This is a genomic window from Rhodococcus (subgen. Prescottella) equi, from assembly GCF_003013675.1.
Classification (GTDB): Bacteria; Actinomycetota; Actinomycetes; order Mycobacteriales; family Mycobacteriaceae; genus Prescottella; species Prescottella equi.
In genome coordinates this window covers 3,522,127-3,542,019 of sequence record NZ_CP027793.1, presented here as the reverse complement: position 1 = coordinate 3,542,019, position 19,893 = coordinate 3,522,127, and the positions used below count along the sequence as shown (strand labels likewise).

20 protein-coding genes and 3 tRNA genes are annotated in these 19,893 nt (G+C 68.0%); 14 read left to right on the top strand and 9 right to left on the bottom strand.

Annotation, left to right across the window (positions count from 1 at the left end):
- Nucleotides 1-105: 105 nt before the first annotated feature.
- Nucleotides 106-1,119 (top strand): 3-isopropylmalate dehydrogenase, encoded by a 1,014-nt coding sequence (locus C7H75_RS16525; RefSeq protein ID WP_106851608.1) that lies wholly within the window; start codon nucleotides 106-108, stop codon nucleotides 1,117-1,119.
- 74 nt (nucleotides 1,120-1,193) lie between these two features.
- Here the strand turns inward: C7H75_RS16525 and C7H75_RS16520 are convergent, their stop codons facing one another.
- Nucleotides 1,194-2,396: an MFS transporter gene (locus C7H75_RS16520; RefSeq protein WP_041674325.1), complete on the bottom strand. Its 1,203-nt coding sequence runs from the start codon at nucleotides 2,394-2,396 to the stop codon at nucleotides 1,194-1,196.
- Nucleotides 2,397-2,523: 127 nt separating this feature from the next.
- Between C7H75_RS16520 and C7H75_RS16515 the strand changes: the two genes are divergently transcribed.
- The 5 genes from C7H75_RS16515 (at nucleotide 2,524) to C7H75_RS16495 (ending at nucleotide 5,466) form a co-directional block, all read left to right on the top strand.
- Nucleotides 2,524-3,297: a fumarylacetoacetate hydrolase family protein gene (locus C7H75_RS16515; RefSeq protein WP_013416607.1), complete on the top strand. Its 774-nt coding sequence runs from the start codon at nucleotides 2,524-2,526 to the stop codon at nucleotides 3,295-3,297.
- Nucleotides 3,298-3,397: 100 nt separating this feature from the next.
- On the top strand, nucleotides 3,398-4,870 hold the full coding sequence (gene gltX / locus C7H75_RS16510; protein ID WP_013416606.1) for a glutamate--tRNA ligase: 1,473 nt from the start codon (nucleotides 3,398-3,400) through the stop codon (nucleotides 4,868-4,870).
- Between the two features lie 189 nt (nucleotides 4,871-5,059).
- Nucleotides 5,060-5,131, top strand: a tRNA-Gln gene (locus C7H75_RS16505).
- A 119-nt stretch (nucleotides 5,132-5,250) separates the two neighbouring features.
- A tRNA-Glu gene (locus C7H75_RS16500) sits at nucleotides 5,251-5,326 on the top strand.
- Nucleotides 5,327-5,393: 67 nt separating this feature from the next.
- A tRNA-Glu gene (locus C7H75_RS16495) sits at nucleotides 5,394-5,466 on the top strand.
- Between the two features lie 79 nt (nucleotides 5,467-5,545).
- On the opposite strand, the gene C7H75_RS25750 is transcribed toward C7H75_RS16495, so the two are convergent.
- From C7H75_RS25750 to C7H75_RS16485, 3 genes are all read right to left on the bottom strand, one after another.
- Nucleotides 5,546-5,713: a DUF5302 domain-containing protein gene (locus C7H75_RS25750; RefSeq protein WP_005519023.1), complete on the bottom strand. Its 168-nt coding sequence runs from the start codon at nucleotides 5,711-5,713 to the stop codon at nucleotides 5,546-5,548.
- Between the two features lie 96 nt (nucleotides 5,714-5,809).
- A complete protein-coding gene (locus C7H75_RS16490; RefSeq protein WP_005519024.1) occupies nucleotides 5,810-6,307 on the bottom strand; it encodes a pyridoxamine 5'-phosphate oxidase family protein in 498 nt (165 codons plus the stop codon).
- Between the two features lie 91 nt (nucleotides 6,308-6,398).
- Nucleotides 6,399-7,100, bottom strand: a complete 702-nt coding sequence (locus tag C7H75_RS16485) for an IclR family transcriptional regulator (protein WP_005519027.1) — start codon at nucleotides 7,098-7,100, stop codon at nucleotides 6,399-6,401.
- 120 nt (nucleotides 7,101-7,220) lie between these two features.
- Here C7H75_RS16485 and leuC point away from each other — a divergent pair, with 120 nt between their 5' ends.
- The 3 genes from leuC to C7H75_RS16470 all read left to right on the top strand — a co-directional run bounded on the left by leuC (nucleotide 7,221) and on the right by C7H75_RS16470 (nucleotide 10,177).
- Nucleotides 7,221-8,654, top strand: coding sequence for a 3-isopropylmalate dehydratase large subunit (leuC, locus tag C7H75_RS16480; protein WP_005519029.1), 1,434 nt, complete (start codon nucleotides 7,221-7,223; stop codon nucleotides 8,652-8,654).
- Between the two features lie 26 nt (nucleotides 8,655-8,680).
- Nucleotides 8,681-9,292 (top strand): 3-isopropylmalate dehydratase small subunit, encoded by a 612-nt coding sequence (gene leuD, locus C7H75_RS16475; protein ID WP_005519031.1) that lies wholly within the window; start codon nucleotides 8,681-8,683, stop codon nucleotides 9,290-9,292.
- A 156-nt stretch (nucleotides 9,293-9,448) separates the two neighbouring features.
- Nucleotides 9,449-10,177 (top strand): HU family DNA-binding protein, encoded by a 729-nt coding sequence (locus C7H75_RS16470; RefSeq protein WP_005519033.1) that lies wholly within the window; start codon nucleotides 9,449-9,451, stop codon nucleotides 10,175-10,177.
- Between the two features lie 87 nt (nucleotides 10,178-10,264).
- Here C7H75_RS16470 and C7H75_RS16465 read toward each other — a convergent pair whose 3' ends face one another.
- The 3 genes from C7H75_RS16465 to cofC all read right to left on the bottom strand — a co-directional run bounded on the left by C7H75_RS16465 (nucleotide 10,265) and on the right by cofC (nucleotide 14,255).
- The gene (locus C7H75_RS16465) at nucleotides 10,265-11,197 is read right to left on the bottom strand and encodes an NUDIX hydrolase (protein ID WP_005519035.1); all 933 of its coding nucleotides are present in this window, start codon (nucleotides 11,195-11,197) and stop codon (nucleotides 10,265-10,267) included.
- Between the two features lie 64 nt (nucleotides 11,198-11,261).
- Nucleotides 11,262-13,391 carry an RNA degradosome polyphosphate kinase gene (locus C7H75_RS16460; RefSeq protein WP_394342311.1) on the bottom strand — a complete coding sequence of 710 codons (2,130 nt, stop codon included), beginning with the start codon at nucleotides 13,389-13,391 and terminating at the stop codon, nucleotides 11,262-11,264.
- Between the two features lie 147 nt (nucleotides 13,392-13,538).
- Nucleotides 13,539-14,255, bottom strand: a complete 717-nt coding sequence (gene cofC / locus C7H75_RS16455) for a 2-phospho-L-lactate guanylyltransferase (protein WP_013416602.1) — start codon at nucleotides 14,253-14,255, stop codon at nucleotides 13,539-13,541.
- A gap of 154 nt (nucleotides 14,256-14,409) precedes the next feature.
- Between cofC and C7H75_RS16450 the strand changes: the two genes are divergently transcribed.
- Nucleotides 14,410-15,408 carry an NAD(P)H-dependent glycerol-3-phosphate dehydrogenase gene (locus C7H75_RS16450; RefSeq protein ID WP_013416601.1) on the top strand — a complete coding sequence of 333 codons (999 nt, stop codon included), beginning with the start codon at nucleotides 14,410-14,412 and terminating at the stop codon, nucleotides 15,406-15,408.
- Nucleotides 15,409-15,489: 81 nt separating this feature from the next.
- On the top strand, nucleotides 15,490-16,596 hold the full coding sequence (locus tag C7H75_RS16445) for a D-alanine--D-alanine ligase family protein (protein WP_005519039.1): 1,107 nt from the start codon (nucleotides 15,490-15,492) through the stop codon (nucleotides 16,594-16,596).
- Nucleotides 16,597-16,643: 47 nt separating this feature from the next.
- Here the strand turns inward: C7H75_RS16445 and C7H75_RS16440 are convergent, their stop codons facing one another.
- Nucleotides 16,644-17,231 (bottom strand): DUF3515 domain-containing protein, encoded by a 588-nt coding sequence (locus tag C7H75_RS16440; RefSeq protein ID WP_005519040.1) that lies wholly within the window; start codon nucleotides 17,229-17,231, stop codon nucleotides 16,644-16,646.
- 1 nt (nucleotide 17,232) lies between these two features.
- Entirely contained in the window at nucleotides 17,233-17,478 is a 246-nt protein-coding gene (locus C7H75_RS16435; protein WP_041674790.1) for an Lrp/AsnC ligand binding domain-containing protein, read from the bottom strand.
- A 261-nt stretch (nucleotides 17,479-17,739) separates the two neighbouring features.
- On the opposite strand from C7H75_RS16435, the gene C7H75_RS16430 reads away from it, so the two are divergent.
- From C7H75_RS16430 to C7H75_RS16420, 3 genes are read left to right on the top strand one after another with little or no spacing between them, the layout of a single operon-like run.
- Nucleotides 17,740-18,681: a thiamine-phosphate kinase gene (locus C7H75_RS16430; protein WP_013416597.1), complete on the top strand. Its 942-nt coding sequence runs from the start codon at nucleotides 17,740-17,742 to the stop codon at nucleotides 18,679-18,681.
- A gap of 9 nt (nucleotides 18,682-18,690) precedes the next feature.
- Nucleotides 18,691-19,212, top strand: coding sequence for a gamma carbonic anhydrase family protein (locus C7H75_RS16425; protein WP_005519043.1), 522 nt, complete (start codon nucleotides 18,691-18,693; stop codon nucleotides 19,210-19,212).
- On the top strand, nucleotides 19,212-19,889 hold the full coding sequence (locus C7H75_RS16420; RefSeq protein WP_005519044.1) for a uracil-DNA glycosylase: 678 nt from the start codon (nucleotides 19,212-19,214) through the stop codon (nucleotides 19,887-19,889). Before C7H75_RS16425 ends, C7H75_RS16420 begins: the two co-directional genes overlap by 1 nt.
- Nucleotides 19,890-19,893 lie beyond the last annotated feature (4 nt).

Here is a 19,893-nt window from a genome sequence, read left to right as displayed (position 1 = left end):
CCCATCCCTCCCCGGTGGCCGTGACCGTCGACGACGGTCACGGCCACCGGTGCAGCCGGGGTGTCTCACGCCACCGGCGGATCCAGTCGAAAGAGAGTGTGTCCCATGAAGCTTGCGGTCATCCCCGGTGACGGCATCGGTGTCGAGGTCACGGCGGAAGCGCTGAAGGTGCTGCGGAAGCTGGTGCCGGATGTGGAGACCACCGAGTTCGACCTCGGTGCCAAGCGCTACAACGAGACCGGCGATCTTCTGCCCGACGCCGAGCTCGACGCGATCCGTCAGCACGACGCGATCCTGCTCGGCGCCATCGGCGACCCGCGGTTCGTCGCCCCGGGCATCCTCGAACGCGGCCTGCTGCTGAATATGCGCTTCCTGCTCGACCACCACGTGAACCTGCGTCCGGCACGCACCTACCCGCAGTCGAGCTCGCCGCTGGCCGCGAACCCGGACATCGACTTCGTCGTCGTCCGTGAGGGCACCGAGGGCCCGTACACCGGTAACGGTGGTTCGATCCGCATCGGCACCCCGCACGAGGTCGCGACCGAGGTGTCGGTCAACACGTGGTTCGGCGCCGAACGCGTCGTCCGTGCAGCGTACGAGCTGGCGCAGAAGCGGCGGGGGCACCTGACGCTGATCCACAAGACCAACGTGCTCTCCAACGCCGGTCGCATCTGGACGCGCGCGATGGAGACCGTCGGTGCCGAGTACCCCGACGTCGAGACGGCGTACTGCCACATCGACGCGGCGACCATCTACATGGTCACCGACCCGGCCCGCTTCGACGTGATCGTCACCGACAACCTGTTCGGCGACATCATCACCGACCTCGCGGGCGCCGTCACCGGTGGTATCGGCCTTGCTGCGAGCGCCAACATCGATGCGTCCGGCACCAACCCGTCGATGTTCGAGCCCGTCCACGGCTCGGCACCGGACATCGCCGGCCACGGCATCGCCGACCCGACCGCGGCGATCCTGTCCGCGGCGATGCTGCTGCGTCACCTCGGCCGCGAGGACGACGCCGCGCGCATCGAGGCCGCGGTCGAGGCCGATCTGGCCTCGCGTGGGGACGGTCCGATCGTGACCACCGAGGTCGGCGACCGGATCGCCGCCGCCCTCTAGGCGCTCTCGACACTCGAAAGACGTGACCGCCGCCCGGGTTCCGGGCGGCGGTCACGGTCGTTCCGGCGGGTGTTTCAGCGGCGTTCGGGGTGGTCGTGGGGCGCCAGTGGCGCGGCAACGAGTGGGAACAGGGCCGCGACCGCGAACGTGACGGGAAAGCTCACCGCCGCGACCAGAGCCCCGAAGACCGGCGGTACCAGCGACGCCGCGAGGTACTGGCTCGTGTTCTGGGCCCCCAGCGCACGGCCGCTCCAGTACGGTCCGGCGATCTCGGCGACGGCGGTGAACGCCAAACCGTTGTCCGCCACCGTGATCACCGACGCCACCACAAGCAGCGCCACGGACACGGGGGAGTCCAGCCAGTCCGTCAGGGCCAGCGCTCCCATGGACACAGCCGCCGCTACGGCCACCCAGCGCAACGGGCGCATCCGGCTACCGACACGATCGCTCAGTGCTCCGGCCGCGATCCGCCCTGCAGCGCCCAGCAATTGGGTGACGGTGATCAGCAGACCGGCCGACGCGGCGGACCAGTTCCGGTCCGTCATCAACCACAGCAGCGCGAACGTCCACACCAGGTACTGCGGCACCACCAGCAGCACCGACACGCCGTGGATCCGCCACAGCACACCCGAGTTGCGGTACGGGTTGTCCAACAGGCCCGAACCCCGGGCGGCCGCACGCCCCGGCCGGGGCGGATCGACCACGAACAGGCAACCGACCGCGGCAACCGACGTCGCCGCCACGGGCAGGGCCAATGCCCAACCGACACCGTGCGATTGCGCGATTCCGGGCACCGTGAGCGCCGCGATCGCAACGCCGAGCGGCAGTGCCATCTGCCGGATCCCCATCGCGAATCCGCGTCGCTGTGGTGGGAACCATCCCACCACGACCCGGCCGCTGGCCGCGTTGGCGCTCGACGCGGCCATGCCTCCGATCAGGAGGAAGACGCCGAGCATCGCGAACGACGAACTGAGGGCTGCGCCGGCGCTCGCCAGCGCGGTCGCCGCCATGCCGATCACCAGGACGCGGCGCTCGCCGACGCGGTCGACGACGGCGCCCCAGGCCATCAGGCTGAGGAGGAACCCGACAGTCGGCGCGGCCACGACCAGTCCGGCACGGGACAGCTCCATGCCGTGGGTGTCGTGCAGCGTGGGCAACAGGAACGCGGGCGCGTTCGAGAACACGGCGCCCGCGGCCTGCGCGAGCACACCGAGTGCCAGCATGGCCCAGCGTTTCGCCGCACTTACCCGAACTTCCTCGCCTACCTGTGCGCTCATGATTCCGTCCCAGTATATGAAATGAATGTCCTAGAATGTGGATATTCGTCGAAGTCTAGACCCTTCGCGATCGACCGTGCGACGGGTATGGCCGAGCGCAGTCGTGTGACTCGATAGACTCGGGCACATGCGCCTTGGTCGAATTGCCAGTCCCGATGGAGTTGCCTTCGTGTCGATCGAAGGGGAGGGCGACGCGCAGACCGCGAAGGAGATCGCCGAACATCCCTTCGGCACACCGACTTTCACCGGCCGCAGCTGGCCGCTCGCGGACGTTCGCCTGCTCGCCCCGATCCTGGCCAGCAAGGTGATCTGCGTCGGCAAGAACTATGCCGCGCACGCTGCGGAGATGGGCGGCGAGGCGCCCGAGGATCCGGTCATCTTCATCAAGCCCAACACCTCGATCGCGGGTCCGGGCGCTCCCATCATGCTGCCGCCGTCGTCGAACGAGGTGCACTACGAGGGCGAACTCGCGGTCGTCATCGGCCGTCCCTGCAAGGACGTCCCCGCGGCCAAGGCGCTCGACGTCGTGCTCGGGTACACGGTCGCGAACGACGTCACGGCGCGCGACCAGCAGCGGCACGACGGCCAGTGGACCCGCGCGAAGGGGTACGACACGTTCTGCCCGCTGGGTCCGTGGATCGAGACGAATGTGGATGTCTCGGACGTCGAGATCACGACCGAGGTGGACGGCGAGATCAAGCAGCGCAGCCGAACTTCGCTTCTGCTGCACGACATTCCGAAGATCATCGAGTGGGTGTCCGCTGTCATGACCCTGCTTCCCGGTGACGTGATCCTCACGGGAACGCCCGAGGGTGTGGGGCCGATCGTCGACGGTCAGAGTGTGAGCGTGACGGTCGAGGGGATCGGCACGCTGACCAATCCGGTTGCTGCCAAGCGCTGATCGGATACCGCTCCGGGTGGCTGCGGACTAGCCTGTAGGGGTCCGTTCCCGTAGCTGACCACGCCTAGCAGCGTCTAGCAGTGTCGACCCGAAGTGAGCCATGACCACCAGCGAAGTACGCGTCCGTTTCTGTCCGTCACCCACCGGCACCCCGCACGTCGGGCTCGTCCGCACCGCCCTGTTCAACTGGGCGTTCGCGCGTCACCACGGTGGCACGTTCGTGTTCCGTATCGAGGACACCGACGCTGCCCGTGACACGGAGGAGTCGTACCAGGCGATCCTGGATGCGCTGCGGTGGCTGGGGCTGAGCTGGGACGAGGGTCCGGAGGTGGGCGGCCCGTACGAGCCGTACCGGCAGTCGCAGCGACGCGATCTGCACCTCGACGTGGTGCGCCGCCTGGTCGAGGCGGGGGAGGCGTACGAGTCGTTCTCGACTCCCGACGAGGTCGAGGCGCGGCACAAGGCGGCCGGCCGCGACCCCAAGCTGGGCTACGACAACTTCGATCGGGACCTGACGCCCGAGCAGGTCCAGGCGTACCTGGACGAGGGACGCAAGCCCGTCGTGCGGCTGCGGATGCCCGACCACGACCTGACGTGGAACGACCTGGTGCGCGGGGAGACGACCTTCAAGGCCGGTACGGTGCCGGACTTCGCGCTCACCCGCGGCAACGGCATTCCGCTGTACACGCTCGTCAACCCGGTCGACGACGCGCTGATGAAGATCACGCACGTGCTGCGGGGCGAGGATCTGCTCTCGTCCACGCCGCGTCAGCTCGCGCTGTACGAGGCGCTGGAGCGCATCGGTGTCGCCGATTTCACACCCGAGTTCGGTCACCTGCCGTTCGTCATGGGACAGGGCAACAAGAAGCTGTCCAAGCGTGATCCGGAGTCGAACCTCTTCATCCACCGCGATCGCGGTTTCATCCCCGAAGGGCTGCTCAACTACCTGGCACTGCTGGGCTGGAGCATCGCCGACGACCACGACGTCTTCTCCCTCGACGAGATGGTCGCCGCGTTCGACATCTCCAAGGTCAATTCCAATCCGGCCCGCTTCGACCAGAAGAAGGCCGACGCGATCAACGCGGAGCACATTCGTCTGCTCGAGCCGGCCGACTTCGCTGCCCGCCTGCGCGCGTATCTGACCACTCACGGGCACCCGGTCGACGCCCTCACCGCCGAGCAGTTCGACGTGGCGGCCGATCTCGTGCAGACCCGCATCGTCGTTCTGTCGGACGCGTGGGACCTGCTGAAGTTCCTGCTCGTCGACGACGCCGACTTCGCGATCGATCCGGCCGCCGCTGCGAAGAACCTGGGCGCCGACGCCGCGCCGGTGCTGGACGCCACGATCGAGGCGCTGGATGCGCTGCCGGAGTGGGCGACCGCGGATCTCGAGGAGACGCTCAAGGGCGCCCTGATCGACAAGCTCGAACTCAAGCCGCGTAAGGCTTTCGCTCCCGTGCGCGTGGCGCTCACCGGTTCGCACATCAGTCCGCCGCTGTACGAGTCGATGGAACTGCTCGGTCGCGAGAAGACCCTCGCCCGCCTGCGTTCGGCTCGGGCGCAGATCGCCTGACTCGGGGTCCACTTCAGGTCGTCAGCCGCGGCCCGCACCGGCTCGTCCGGGCGGGTCGCGGCGGTCATTAGCGCGATTTACCGACTCTGACCAGCCGATTTGTAGTTCGGGCGAGGGTTGGTGCTAATCTTCTTCTCGGTTCGGAACGGAGGCCAGACGCCCGCAGGGCAGGCCGAAGGAACAGACCATTGGGGTATGGTGTAATTGGCAACACAGCTGATTCTGGTTCAGCCATTCTAGGTTCGAGTCCTGGTACCCCAGCGGAAGTTCGGAGGCCGAAAGGTCGCCGTACTTCGGTGAGTTCAGCTCACCGGCTTCCAGTTACACTGCGGATGTGTTGCTTCGCAGTCATAGCAGTACAGCGTTCGATGCAAGTTCTCGGCCCCGTCGTCTAGCGGCCTAGGACGCCGCCCTCTCAAGGCGGTAGCGCGGGTTCGAATCCCGTCGGGGCTACCACGGACAGACCCTCCGCAGAAGCGGAGGTTCTTCTGCGGAAGTGAACTTGCATTCGAGTGTCAGTCCTGGCCCCGTCGTCTAGCGGCCTAGGACGCCGCCCTCTCAAGGCGGTAGCGCGGGTTCGAATCCCGTCGGGGCTACAACGAGAAATACCCTCCGATCATCGATCCGAGGGTATTTCTCATTTCGGGGGAGCGCACCGGCCGCGGCCGACCGGGCCTACCCGCTCTTCCGGCGGAACTCGCGTTTGTGGTCGGCGCTGCCGTGGGCATCATGGACCTTCGACTGCCCGTCCAGGTGCGCCGTCGCACTCGACTGCCGGTGGTTCTTGCGGTCGAGGGCCTCGCGGAACTTGCGCTTGATCTCGTTGTCGGCCGATTCGCTCACGTCGTCCTCCTCCTGCCTCGGTGGTGACTCGTCGATTCGGAATGTACCGCCGAGGCCGGGCGCGCGTCGCGTGGTTTTACGGCGGCGCCGGGCTGCCTAGAGGTAAGCCGCGGTGGACCCGCCGACCGGCATCTCCGGCAGTCCGAGCTTGCGGTGATCCCACGACCGCACCCGCTCCGGGACGACCTTGACGGCAATGCGCTTGTGCAACATCATCTCGACCGCCGGCTTGACGTCCTCGGAGTACGGCCCCGTGTAGCGCTCCCAGATGCTGATCCCGACCTTGAACAGGGCCTCCGGGTCGTCCACGATCTCGCCGCGACCTTCGATCGAGACGCCGCGGAGGGTGTCGTACGTGTCACCGTCCTCGATCATCATCGTGAGCCGGTCGTCGCGCCGGAGATTGACGGCCTTCTGCGACTTGGCCTTCGTCTCGAACCACAGCTCCCCGTCGATGACGGCGTACCACATCGCGACCAGGTGAGGGGTGCCGTTCACCCCGATCGTCGCCATCGTCGAGACTCGGCTGCGTTCGACGAATTCGGTGATCTCGGCGTCCGACATCGTGATCTGCCCGCGTTGGTTGGTCCCCACAGCCGCTCCTCGACTCGAAGTGGATTTCGTTCCTTCGAACGACTGTGCCACGAATCACTTTCACGGCACGCGCGTGGGGTCGGTTAGGTCCTCAGAGGCGCTTGTGGAGCGCGTCCGCAGCGGCGAGCAGGTCCGCTGCCCAGCGGGCGCCGGGGCGGCGGCCCATGCGATCGATCGGTCCCGACACCGAGATCGCCGCGACGACGTTGCCCGACGCATCCCGGACGGGCGCCGCGACACTGGCCACGCCGGACTCGCGTTCGGCCGCGCTCTGCGCCCAGCCACGCCGACGCACCTCGACGAGCACTCGTTCGCCGAACGAGGCCTCGGGCAGGATGGCGCGTTGGGTCTGGGCGTCCGCCCATGCGAGAAGGACCTTGGCGCCCGAACCTGCGGTCATCGGCAGTCGCGCGCCGACGAGCACGGTGTCGCGCAGGCCGGCGGGCGGCTCCATCGACGCGATGCACACCCGGTGGGTCCCCTCGCGCCGGTAGAGCTGAACGCTTTCTCCGGTGATCTCGCGGAGCCGCGGCAGGACGAGCGCCGCAGCGTCGACGAGGGCGTCGCTCGCGGTCGCGGCGAGCTCGCCGAGGCCGGGTCCGGTGCACCACAGTCCGTCCGCGTCGCGAGTGAGGAGTCGGTGCACTTCGAGTCCCACGGCGAGACGGTGTGCGGTGGCGCGGGGGAGCCCGGTCCGGTTGCACAGTTCGGTGAGGCTGCAGGGCTGTTCGGCGACGGCGTGAAGCACGCCCATTGCTTTGTCGAGCACCCCGATACCGCTATGCTGTCTCATAGATCGATACTCCCTTCTCGCATATTGGGATCATAGCCGATTGCGTGCGAGGTGGTTCGACACGGCGCGCGACACGGGGCAGCCCAGGAACCTGTCGACGCGCGACATCCCGAGACAGAGGTGGAGAAGATGGCTGACAGAGGACGCACTCTGGCCGAGAAGGTGTGGGACGAGCACGTTGTCGTGCGCGGTGAAGGTGAGGGTGCGGCACGGCAGCCGGATCTGATCTACATCGACCTGCATCTCGTTCACGAGGTCACCAGCCCGCAGGCCTTCGACGGTCTGCGGCTCGCCGGACGCAAGTTGCGCCGACCCGACCTCACGATCGCGACCGAGGACCACAATGTGCCGACGGTCGACATCGACAAGCCGATCGCGGACCCGGTCTCGCGGACCCAGGTCGACACCTTGCGGAAGAACTGTGAGGAGTTCGGAGTTCGCCTGCACCCCATGGGTGATCTCGATCAGGGCATCGTGCACGTCGTGGGCCCCCAGCTCGGCCTGACCCAGCCGGGCATGACCGTCGTGTGCGGCGACAGCCATACGTCGACGCACGGTGCTTTCGGCGCTCTGGCAATGGGAATCGGCACCAGTGAGGTCGAGCACGTGATGGCGACGCAGACGCTGTCGCTGCGCCCCTTCAAGACCATGGCGATCACGGTGGACGGCGAACTGGCGCCCGGCGTCACGAGCAAGGACCTGATCCTCGCCGTGATCGCGAAGATCGGCACCGGTGGCGGGCAGGGGTACGTCCTCGAGTACCGCGGCGAGGCGATCCGCAAGCTCTCGATGGAATCGCGGATGACGATCTGCAACATGTCCATCGAGGCAGGGGCTCGCGCCGGAATGATCGCCCCGGACGAGATCACCTACGAGTTCGTCAAGGGCCGTCCGCACGCTCCGCAGGGCGCCGACTGGGACGCGGCGGTGGCGGCCTGGGATCAGCTGAAGACCGACGACGACGCGGTTTTCGACGCCGAGGTGCATATCGACGGTTCGGCGCTGACGCCGTTCGTCACCTGGGGAACGAACCCCGGTCAGGGTGCCCCGCTCGGCGATTCGGTTCCCGACCCGGCCGACTTCGCCGACGAGAGCGAACGTCTCGCCGCCGAGAAGGCGCTGGCGTACATGGGCCTGGAGGCGGGCACGCCGCTGCGTGAGGTGCCGGTCGACACCGTTTTCGTCGGTTCGTGCACCAACGGGCGTATCGAGGATCTTCGCGCGGTTGCGGAGGTTCTCAAGGGGCGCAAGGTCGCAGACGGTGTCCGGATGCTCGTCGTGCCGGGCTCGATGCGGGTGCGCGCTCAGGCCGAGGACGAGGGTCTCGGTGAGATCTTCACCACGGCGGGTGCCGAGTGGCGTCAGGCCGGATGCTCGATGTGCCTGGGTATGAACCCCGACCAGTTGGCCCCGGGCGAGCGCTCGGCGTCGACATCGAACCGCAATTTCGAAGGCCGCCAAGGCAAGGGTGGGCGTACGCACCTCGTTTCTCCGGCTGTCGCGGCCGCGACAGCGGTGCGGGGCAAGCTCTCGGCACCGGCAGACCTGGCATAGGGCGCAAGGGAACTAGGAGAAAAACGATGGAAGCCTTTACCACTCATAAGGGAATCGGTGTTCCGCTGCGCCGGTCCAATGTCGACACCGACCAGATCATCCCTGCGGTGTACCTGAAGCGAGTGACCCGAACCGGTTTCGAGGACGGGCTGTTCGCAGCCTGGCGGACCGACCCGGAGTTCATCCTCAACGTCGCGCCGTACGACAAGGGCAGCGTCCTGGTGGCGGGTCCCGACTTCGGCACGGGGTCGTCTCGGGAGCACGCGGTGTGGGCGTTGTCCGACTACGGTTTCCGCGTCGTCATCGCATCGCGTTTCGCCGACATCTTCCGCGGCAACGCCGGTAAGGCCGGTCTGCTCGCGGCTCAGGTCGAGCAGAGCGACGTCGAGATGCTGTGGAAGTTGCTCGAGGAGCAGCCGGGTCTCGAACTCGTGGTGGATCTCGCATCCAAGACCGTGACCGCCGGAACGACTGTGGTGCCGTTCGAGATTGACGACTACACGCGCTGGCGTCTACTCGAGGGGCTGGACGACATCGGACTCACGTTGCGCCAGGTAGAGGCGATTTCCGAGTTCGAAAAGTCAAGGCCGTCATGGAAACCTGCGACCCTTCCGGCGCGCGTCGCGAACGACAATTGACGTAATCGGATAACTGGTTCGGCCCCTCGATCTAGCACAGATCGGGGGGCCGCGCTTGATGAGAATTGGCGTGGCACATAGACTCTTGCCGATTTCGGGTTTACCGTAGTTCGTAGTCGGTCCGACGGTGGACCATTAGTTTGCGGAGGATTTTCCATGAACAAGGCAGAGCTCATCGATGTTCTGACCGAGAAGCTGGGCACGGACAGGCGCACCGCGAGTGAGGCCGTCGAGCACGTGGTCGACACCATCGTGCGTGCAGTCCATGCCGGCGAGAGCGTCACCATCACCGGTTTCGGTGTCTTCGAGCAGCGCCGTCGCGCGGCTCGCGTCGCTCGCAACCCGCGCACGGGCGAGACGGTCAAGGTCAAGCCGACGTCGGTTCCGGCGTTCCGTCCGGGCGCACAGTTCAAGGCGCTCATCGCCGGTGGGCAGAAGCTCCCCAGCAGCGGACCGGCCGTCAAGCGTGGCGCCGCTGAGCCCGTGAAGAAGGCCGCCAAGAAGACGGCTGCCAAGAAGACCGCCGCCAAGAAGACGGCTGCGAAGAAGACTGCGGCCAAGGCTCCTGCCAAGACCGTGGCGAAGAAGACTGCGGCCAAGGCTCCTGCCAAGACCGTGGCGAAGAAGACTGCGGCCAAGGCTCCTGCCAAGACCGCAGCCAAGAAGACCGCGGCCAAGGCTCCGGCCAAGACCGCCGCCAAGAAGACCGTCGCGAAGAAGACCGCGACCAAGGCCCCGGCCAAGGCTCCTGCCAAGACCGCAGCCAAGAAGACGGTCGCGAAGAAGACTGCAGCCAAGGCTCCCGCCAAGACCGCAGCCAAGAAGACCGTCGCGAAGAAGACTGCAGCCAAGAAGGCTCCGGCCAAGCGCACCGCACGTAAGTAAGTCGCGAGACTTCGGCGGAAATACTCCGTAACTGACAAGGCGGCCACGGGATCGAATCCCGTGGCCGCCTTGTCGTGTGTCGAGAGGTCAATCCGCGTTGCGGGGCATGGGCAGCGGGCTGTCGATGTGATCCGCCGCGACCAACCGACCGCCCGACAACGACAGCACCCACGTGCTCGCCTTACGGTTTCGGGCAGGCGGCAGCGTGATGCCGTCGCGTTTGGCCCACCACTCCAGGAGGTCGGGGATGACCCCGCCCTGGCTGCAGATGACCTGAACGCCGCCTCGAGCAGCGATCTTGCGGGCGCGGGCGCGGGCGCTCGCCGGATCGGCCGCGTACTGCTCTTCGGAGAGAAGGGGCTCGATGTGGATCGGTACTTCGAGCGACGCGGCGAGGGGCTCCACCGTCTGCACGCACCTGGTCCGGTCCGCCGACGACACCTCGGATGCTCCGAAGGCTCGTAGTTGGCCGACAAGGGCTTCCGCCTGCACACGACCCTTCTCGTCGAGCGGCCTCGTGTCGTCGTCGCCCTCGTACTTCTTCCTGCTGCCCGCCTTTGCGTGACGCACGAGCAGGACCGTGGTGGTGTCCGGCGGGATCTGGACGAACCGCCGCAGGATCGTTCGGTCCATCGGGTAGGAGAGCTGGTCGGGGACGTCGTCCGGTGGCAGCCACCGCATCTCGTCCACCTCGTCGTTGGGCGTGAACTCACCGCCCGCCGCCTCGGCTGCCCAGTATTCGACCCGCTTGAGCTTGCGGTGGCCCGGTATCGGATATGTCACACCTGAGAGATGTCGCCCCAATTGCGCTGTAATTCCGGTCTCTTCGTGGATCTCCCGCACTGCGGCGGAAATCGATGTTTCGCCGGGATCGAGTTTTCCTTTGGGAAAAGACCAGTCGTCGTACTTCGGCCGGTGAATGAGTGCGATTTCGATCTCGTACGGGTTGTTCGGTGACTTGCGCCACAGAACTGCGCCGGCCGCGAAAATGTTTGCTTTGACCGGTTTATCAGGACTCAACGGTGTGGTTCCTTCCCTCGACCGGAGGTCGTGGTCGAACGGCTGGACTGGAGCGGATTCCGCGTCAGGAGTTGGTGGATCTGCGTCGGCGCATCATCTCTTCCTGGTGCTCCCGCACCTTCTCGCCACGAGCGGGTGCGGCCTGCCAGCTGCCGTCGGACTGGAGTACCCAGCAGCGGGTGGTGGGATCGAGTGCGGAGTCGAAGATCTCGTCGAGCTGACGGGTGAGACGCGGATCCTTGACCTGTGCCATCACCTCGACGCGGCGATCGAGGTTCCGGTGCATCATGTCGGCGCTACCGATCCAGAACTCGTTCGAACCCTGGAAGTGCATGATCCGCGAATGCTCGAGGAAGCGGCCGAGGATCGAGCGGACCTCGATGTTCTCGCTGAGGCCGGGAACGCCGGGCTTGAGCGCACAGATCCCGCGGACCACGATCCGGACCGGGACCCCGGCCTGTGATGCGCGGTAGAGCGCGTCGATCACCTGTTCGTCGACGAGGGCGTTGGCCTTCAGCCGGATTCCCGCCTCGCGGCCGGCCTTGCGGTGCTCGATCTCCGATTCGATGCGGGCGATTATCCCGGCGCGCACGCCGTACGGGGCGACGAGCAGGTTGCGATACTGCGACTTTCGGGAGTACCCGGTGAGGGAGTTGAACAGGTCCGTCAGGTCGGCGCCGATCTCGGGTGCCGCCGTGAGCAAGCCGACGTCCTCGTAGAGGCGGGCCGTCTTGGGGTTGTAGTTGCCGGTGCCGATATGGCAGTAGCGGCGAATGGTCGACCCCTCGCGTCGCACGACGAGGCATGTCTTGCAATGGGTCTTGAGACCGACCAGTCCGTAGACGACGTGGACGCCGGCCTGTTCGAGTTTGCGGGCCCACTTGATGTTCGCCTGCTCGTCGAAGCGCGCCTTGATCTCGACGAGCGCCACCACCTGCTTGCCCGCCTCGGCCGCCGCGACGAGGGCGTTGACGATCGGGGAGTCGCCGGAGGTGCGGTAGAGCGTCTGCTTGATCGCGAGAACCTGAGGGTCGGCGGCCGCCTGCTCGATGAACCGCTGAACACTCGTGGAGAACGAGTCGTACGGGTGCTGAACGAGAACGTCGCCGTCGCGCAGGGTCGAGAAGACGCTCTTGGGCGTCTCCCGCTCGCCGAACGCCGGGTGCGTGGCGGGAACGAACGGCGCGTCCTTGAGATTCGGGCGGTCGACGCCGTAGACCTGCCAGAGCGACGAAAGATCAAGAAGCCCAGGTACTTGGATGACGTCCCCGGGATCCACGTCCAGTTCCCGGAGCAGCAGTTCGAGCATGTGCTCGGTCATGTCGTCGGCCACCTCGAGGCGGACCGGGGAACCGAACCGCCGTCGGGCCAGTTCGCGCTCGAGTGCCTGGAGCAGGTCCTCGTCGCGATCCTCCTCGACCTCGAAATCGGCATTGCGTGTGACGCGGAAAGCGTGGTGCTCCACCACTTCCATGCCGGGGAAGAGTACGTCGAGGTGGGCGGCGATGAGGTCCTCGGTGGGCAGGAAGGCCGCGATCGCGCCGGGGGTGTCGCCGGTGCGGGTCACGCGCACGAACCGGTCGACGTTGTCGGGCACCTTCACGCGCGCGAAGTGCTCTCCGCCGGTTGCGGCATCCTTCACGGTGACCGCGAGATTGAGGCTCAGCCCGCTGATGTAGGGGAACGGATGGGCCGGGTCGACGGCCAGCGGGGTCAGGACCGGGAAGACCTGTTCGTGGAAGTGCGCCGACAAACGCGTGCGTTCCTCGGAATCGAGGTCGGACCAGCCGATGATCGAGATGCCCTCGTCGGCGAGCGCCGGACGCACGGAATCGAGGAACACCCTGGCGTGCTTGTACGAGATCTCCTGGGTGCGGGATCCGATGAGCGCCAGTTGTTCACGGGGCGAGAGTCCGTCCGCGGACCGCACCGACAGCCCGGTTTCGTCGCGTCGTTTCAGGCCGGCCACCCGGACCATGTAGAACTCGTCGAGGTTCGAGGCGAAGATCGCGAGGAACTTTGCGCGTTCGAGCAGTGGCAGCGAAGTGTCCTCCGCGAGGGCGAGCACACGGGAGTTGAAGTCGAGCCAGCTCAGTTCGCGGTTGAGATAGCGCGCCGTGGGCAGACCGCCGTCCGGGGAGCCGGTGGGGGTGGCCGCAGGCGGGGCGGTCGGGATGATGGCCGAATGGCCGATACCCGCCGGGCGTGTTCGATCAGAGTCGGAACCGTCCTCCGCCGATCGGTCGGAGTCCGTGCGTCGCTCGAGTGCTCTCCCGTTGCTCACTCCACGATCATCCCTCGAGATTCGCAGGCAGGACAATCGATCACACGGAGTTCACAGCTATCGGAGTTGCCGGACACCCGGCGTACATCCGAGGCGGTCGAACACCGCCCGGGTCGCGGGGCCGAGGCCGAGGCGGGCTGCGGCGAACAGGTCGTCGAGGGTGTCTACGTCTTGGCGCAGTCCTGGCCAGGCCCCGTCGAGTACCCGCGCCCCCGACGCGATGTGGGCCCGTGCGGAGTCGGTCCCGAACCTCGGGTCGAGACGAGTGGACGGGCCGCAGGCGAACAGCGCCGAGGTTCCCGTGCCGGTGTGGTCCACGACGATCGAGCGTCCGCCGCGGCGGGCCTGTCCGAGTGCATCGAGCAGCTCGGCTGTCCGCAGGGCGGGCAGGTCGGCCTGCAGCGCCACCACGTCGATCGCGCCCCCGGCGGTGCCGAGCGCGCGTTCCGCGTCCGTGAGCGCCGCATTGAGCCCGGACTCGCCGATGGCGCGTCGGGCCGGATCCGGAAGGTGCCCGACGCCGCACTCGGCGGCGATCGACGCAACGACGGGGTCGGGGGTCACCACGGTCACGTCCGTGATCCGAGCCGGGTCGGCCGTGTCGCGCGCGCCCACCAGGACGCTCAGCGTGTCCCGCAGCATCGCCACGACGAGGTCGGTCCGGTCCGAGGCCGACAGCGATTCCGCGAGGCGGGTCTTCGCGCGGCTGAGGTCTTTCACGGCGACGACGACATGGGTGTGCGCGGGCTGATCCGATCGGTGCGCACCCCTCATGTCGCCAATCTTGCCAGCCGCGCCGTCGACGCGGCGCGCCCGCCGACCGATCGGTGTGAGGGATATCGTGTTCGCAGGCAGTGAGCGGGCAGGTCGGCGGCGGAACGGTGTGGGCAGTGAACAACTCGGGTGAGCGCGGAGCGGAGGGGGCGGCGTGAGCAAGGCGGCGGTTCTGGGGGCGGGATCGTGGGGGACGGCGTTCGCGAAAGTGCTGGCCGACGCGGGAACCGACGTGACGCTGTGGGCCAGGCGAACCGAGATCGCCGACGCCGTCGTCAGCCGGCACGAGAACCCGGACTACCTGCCCGGGATCGCGCTGCCGCCGACGCTGTCGGCGACCGACGATCACGAGGAGGCTCTGGCGGGCGCGGACATCGTCGTCCTCGCCGTGCCGTCCCAGTCGCTGCGCGGAAATCTCGAGCGGTGGGCCGGTGCGATCGGTCCGGACGCGACCCTGCTCAGCCTCGCGAAGGGCATCGAGAGCGTGACACTGCTCCGGATGAGCGAGGTCGTCTCACAGGTGGCGTCGGTGGACCCGACACGGGTGGCGGTGCTCTCGGGGCCCAATCTCGCGCGTGAGATCGCGCTCGGCCAGCCGGCCGCCACGGTCGTCGCGTGCACCGACGAGGCGCGCGCCCTCGCCGTCCAGAAAGCTTGCGCGACAAGTTATTTCCGGCCCTACACGAACACCGACGTGATCGGGTGTGAAATCGGTGGGGCCTGCAAGAACGTGATCGCGCTGGCGTGCGGCATGGCGTCCGGCATCGGGCTGGGGGAGAACACGATCGCGAGCCTGATCACCCGAGGACTCGCGGAGATCATCCGACTCGGAGTCGCATCGGGAGCCAACGCCGCGACGCTCGCGGGCCTGGCGGGCGTCGGCGACCTCGTGGCCACCTGCACGTCGCCGCTGTCCCGGAACCGGTCCTTCGGTGAGCGGCTGGGGCTCGGAGGGTCGCTCGAGAGCGCCCAGGCCGCGACCCACGGCCAGATCGCCGAAGGCGTGAAGTCGTGTACGTCGGTGCGCGCCCTGGCCGCTGCGAAGGGGGTCGAGATGCCGCTCACGGACGCCGTGCACCGGGTGTGCCACGAGGGCATGTCGGTTCACGACGCGGTCGGTATGTTGCTGGGGCGCCGCATCAAACCCGAGTAGTTCCGGGCACTTCGGGCAGTATCGAATCGAGCTGTTCGGTCGGTTCGTGGCGAGGCCGCTCGCAACGGTACGGTTTGGGGCGTGAACAATCCGCGTACCAGGGTCGCCGTCGTCTTCGGTGGCCGCAGCAACGAGCATTCGGTGTCCTGTGTCTCCGCCGGCAGCGTCCTGAGGAACCTCGACCCGGATCGCTACGAAGTGGTACCGATCGGCATCACGACCGACGGCGCGTGGGTGCTGGGCTCGACCGATCCCGCGGACCTCGCGATCCGCGACCGGTCCATGCCGACCGTGGACGCGGACGGCAAGGCTCTCACCCTCACCGCGGACCCGACCCGTGCGGGTGCCGTCGTCGCTCTCGACGACAAGCAGGCTGGTCAGGCGCTCGCGTCGGTCGACGTCGTGTTCCCGGTCCTGCACGGTGCGTACGGCGAGGACGGCACCATCCAGGGCCTGCTCGAGCTGGCCGGCATTCCCTACGTCGGTCCCGGCGTCCTCGCCAGCGCGGCGGGCATGGACAAGGAGTTCACCAAGAAGCTGCTGGCGGCCGAGGGTCTGCCGGTCGGGTTCCAGGTGGTGCTCCGCCCGGGCACGTCGACCGTCACCGACGAGCAGAAGCAGCAGCTGGGGCTGCCGGTGTTCGTGAAGCCGGCCCGTGGCGGTTCGTCGATCGGCATCACGCGGGTGGCGGACTGGTCGCAGTTCGACGCCGCGGTGGCCGTCGCCCGCTCGCACGACCCCAAGGTGATCGTCGAGTCGGCGATCGTCGGGCGCGAGGTGGAATGCGGCGTCCTCGAATTCCCCGACGGTGACGTGCGGGCCAGCGTGGTCGCCGAGATCCGCATGCCCGACACCGACGGGGACGAGTCCGCGTTCTACGACTTCGACACCAAGTACCTCGACGACGTCTGCGAATTCGACGTTCCGGCCAAGCTCGACGACGACGTCAGCGAACAGATCCGCGCCCTCGCGGTCCGTGCCTTCCGCGCGCTGGACTGCCAGGGGCTGGCCCGCGTCGACTTCTTCGTCACTGCGGACGGACCCGTGATCAACGAGATCAACACGATGCCGGGCTTCACGTCGATCTCGATGTACCCGCGCATGTGGCAGGCCGCCGGTGTCGAGTACGAGACGCTCGTCTCGACGCTCGTCGACACGGCCGTGGCGCGCGGGACGGGGCTGCGCTGAGCTGAGCCGAGCGCCGCGGCGTCGGACCCCGGCCCGCGCGCGACCCGCTACGGGTTGGGGACCGGCGCGGGGTCGAGCGGCTTCTGCGGCAGCGCCTCGGAAACCGCAGCGGACGCGTCCTGCAGGGGCGTCGGGCCCGATCCGTTGGGCACGGTCAACGCGACGTACACGCCGCGGTCGACGGCGTACCACGTGCTGGCCTCGATGCCCTGCGAGGCGCCGGAGATCTCGAACCACTGGACGCCGTCGACGACGCTGAGCGGCGATGCCTGGTCGAACTCCGGGGGACGCGGCAGACCGCACCGCATCACGACGGGCTCGCCCTCGTCGGGCTGCCACGCGGCGGTCGCCTCGGGTGCAGGGTCGCGCAGTTCGGCGCGCGTGTAGTCGCCGAGGTTCTCGGGCAGGTCGTTCATCAATGTCGTGCATTCCGCGGACTGCGCTGCCGGCGCCTCCACGGGGCCGAGCCCGACATCTTCCTTCACGGGTGAACGCCCGGCGATCGCGGCGGCGACGATGACGCCGATGACGAGCGCGACGGGGAGGGCGACCGCGGTCGCGATCAGCGCGGGACTGCGCTTCTCGGACGGGTGCGGTTCGTTCTGATCGGTGGTGGGGTTCTCGGGTTCGGACATCTCAGTTCTCGGTCGGTGCGGCTGGCGCCGCGATCTGGCAGGTCAGGATGCGGGTGATCCCGCGGACCTTCTTCATGTCGTCGACGACGTCGGACAGCGCGGCCTCGGCGGGTGCGCCGACGCGGGCGATCACGTCGTACGGCCCCAACACGTCCTCGGCGGAATCGACGCCGGTGATCCGGGACAGCGTCGCCGCGATCGCCGCGGCCTTGCCGACCTCGGTCTGGATCAGTACGTAAGCCTGCACCACGGGTCCGTCCTTCCCGTCGTCGTGCGCCGTCGCCTCGGTAGAGTCGCGGAGACCCACGGGACTCCGGTCCCGGCGCCCCGCACCGGATGCCCGGCCGCACACTAAAAGGTACCGCAGTTGCGGGAGGCGAATCCCGGGACCGGGAGACCGCCGGCGCACACGAGTACGCACATCAGCATTGGGAGGCCCACCATCGAATCCTCGCGACCGCAGCAGGACGACGACGATCGCACCGTGGCGTCGGTGGGGGAGTTCGCGGTGATCGGGCGGGCCGTGGAACGACGCAGGCAACCGTCGACGACGCTGCTCGGGCCGGGCGACGACGCGGCCGTGGTGCGGATGCCGGACGGCCGGGCCGCGGTGTCGGCGGACATGCTCGTCGAACATCGGCACTTCCGGCTGGACTGGTCGACACCCGAGCAGGTGGGCCGAAAAGCGGTGGCCCAGAACGGTGCGGACATCGCCGCGATGGGAGGGCGTCCGACGGCGTTCCTCGTCTCGCTGGGCTGCCCGCCCGACACCCCACTCGCGGTTGCCGCGGGCATCTCGGACGGTCTCGGCAGTGCCGCGGAGGCTCTCGGCGCGGGTGTGGTCGGCGGCGATCTGGTGCAGGCCGACGAGGTCGTCGTGTCGGTCACGGTCCTCGGCGACCTCGAAGGCCGCAGTCCGGTGCTGCGCTCGGGTGCGCGAGAGGGCGACGTCGTCGCTGTCGCCGGGGCGCTCGGCCGGTCGGCTGCGGGACTGGCGTTGCTGCTCGCCGGCGTGGACCCGTCGGTTCCGGGTGCGGCGGAGTTGATCGACGCGCACCGGGTCCCCACACCGCCCTACGAGCAGGGCGTCGCGGCCGCGGTCGCCGGCGCGAGCGCGATGACCGACGTCTCCGACGGTCTCGTCGCCGACCTCGGCCACATCGCGGACGCGTCGGGCGTCGGGATCCGGATCGACCGGGGGCGGATCGACGCGTCCGCCGGTTTGCTCGATGCGGCGCGCGATCTCGGGCGGGATCCGTGGGAGTGGATCCTGACCGGTGGCGAGGACCACGCCCTGGCGGCGACGTTCCCGCCCGGAACGGTGCTTCCGGACGGCTGGTCGGCGATCGGCGAGGTGGTCTCCGGTGTGGACGCCGACGGCGGCAGGGTGCTGGTCGACGGGCATCCGTGGACGGTGTCCGGTGGCTGGCAGAGCTTCGACGCGGGATAGGTTGCACGCATGGCTATCTACGCACTCGGTGATCGCGAACCGGACATCGCACCGGACGCCTACGTCCATCCCGACGCCGTCGTGATCGGCGCCGTGACCCTCGGGCCGGGCGCCTCGATCTGGCCGCAGGCGGTGCTGCGCGGCGACTACGGCACGATCAGCGTCGGCGCCGGCACCAACATCCAGGACGGCACCGTCGTCCACTGCACGTCGATCGACGCGACCGTCATCGGCGCCGGCTGCGTGGTCGGGCACAACGCCCACATCGAGGGGGCGCAGATCGGCGACAACTGCCTCATCGCGTCCGGCGCCGTCGTGCTGAACGGCTCGACGGTGGGTGCCGGATCGGTGGTCGGGGCGGGCGCCGTCGTGCCGTTCAAGTTCGAGGTGCCGCCGCGCAGCATGGCGCTCGGTGTGCCGGCCAAGGTGCGCGAGGGCTACGAGGTTCCCGAGGGTCACCTCGAACTCAACGTGAAGCTGTACGCGGCGAATGCCGCGTTCTACCGCGACGCGCTGCGCAGGCTCGACTGATGGCGGCAAAGGCGCTGACGGACCTGATCGACCCCGGGTGGGCGAAGGCCCTCGCACCGGTCGAGGGCCGGATCGCCGAGATGGGCGACTTCCTGCGCGCCGAGATCGCCGCCGGACGACAGTACCTCCCGAGTGGTGAGAACGTGCTGCGCGCGTTCACGCATCCCTTCGAGGACGTGCGCGTCCTCATCGTCGGTCAGGATCCGTACCCGACACCCGGACATGCTGTGGGCCTGAGCTTCTCGGTGGCGCCGGACGTCCGGCCGGTGCCGCGGAGCCTGAACAACATCTTCGCCGAGTACAGCCGGGACCTCGGGTACCCGACGCCGTCGAACGGCGACCTGACGCCCTGGACCGAGAACGGTGTGCTGTTGCTGAACAGGGTGCTGACCGTCGCGCCGGGGGAGGCCGGGTCGCACCGCCGGAAGGGCTGGGAGGCGGTCACGGAACAGGCGATCCGCGCGCTCGTGGAGCGGCAGTCGCCGATGGTCGCGATCCTGTGGGGGCGTGACGCTGCCACACTGAAGCCGATGCTCGGCGACGTTCCCACGATCGAGTCGGCGCACCCGTCGCCGCTGTCGGCGTCCCGCGGCTTCTTCGGGTCGCGGCCGTTCAGTCGCGCCAACGAGTTGCTCGCCGAACTCGGTGCGAACCAGGTGGATTGGCGTCTGCCCTGACGCC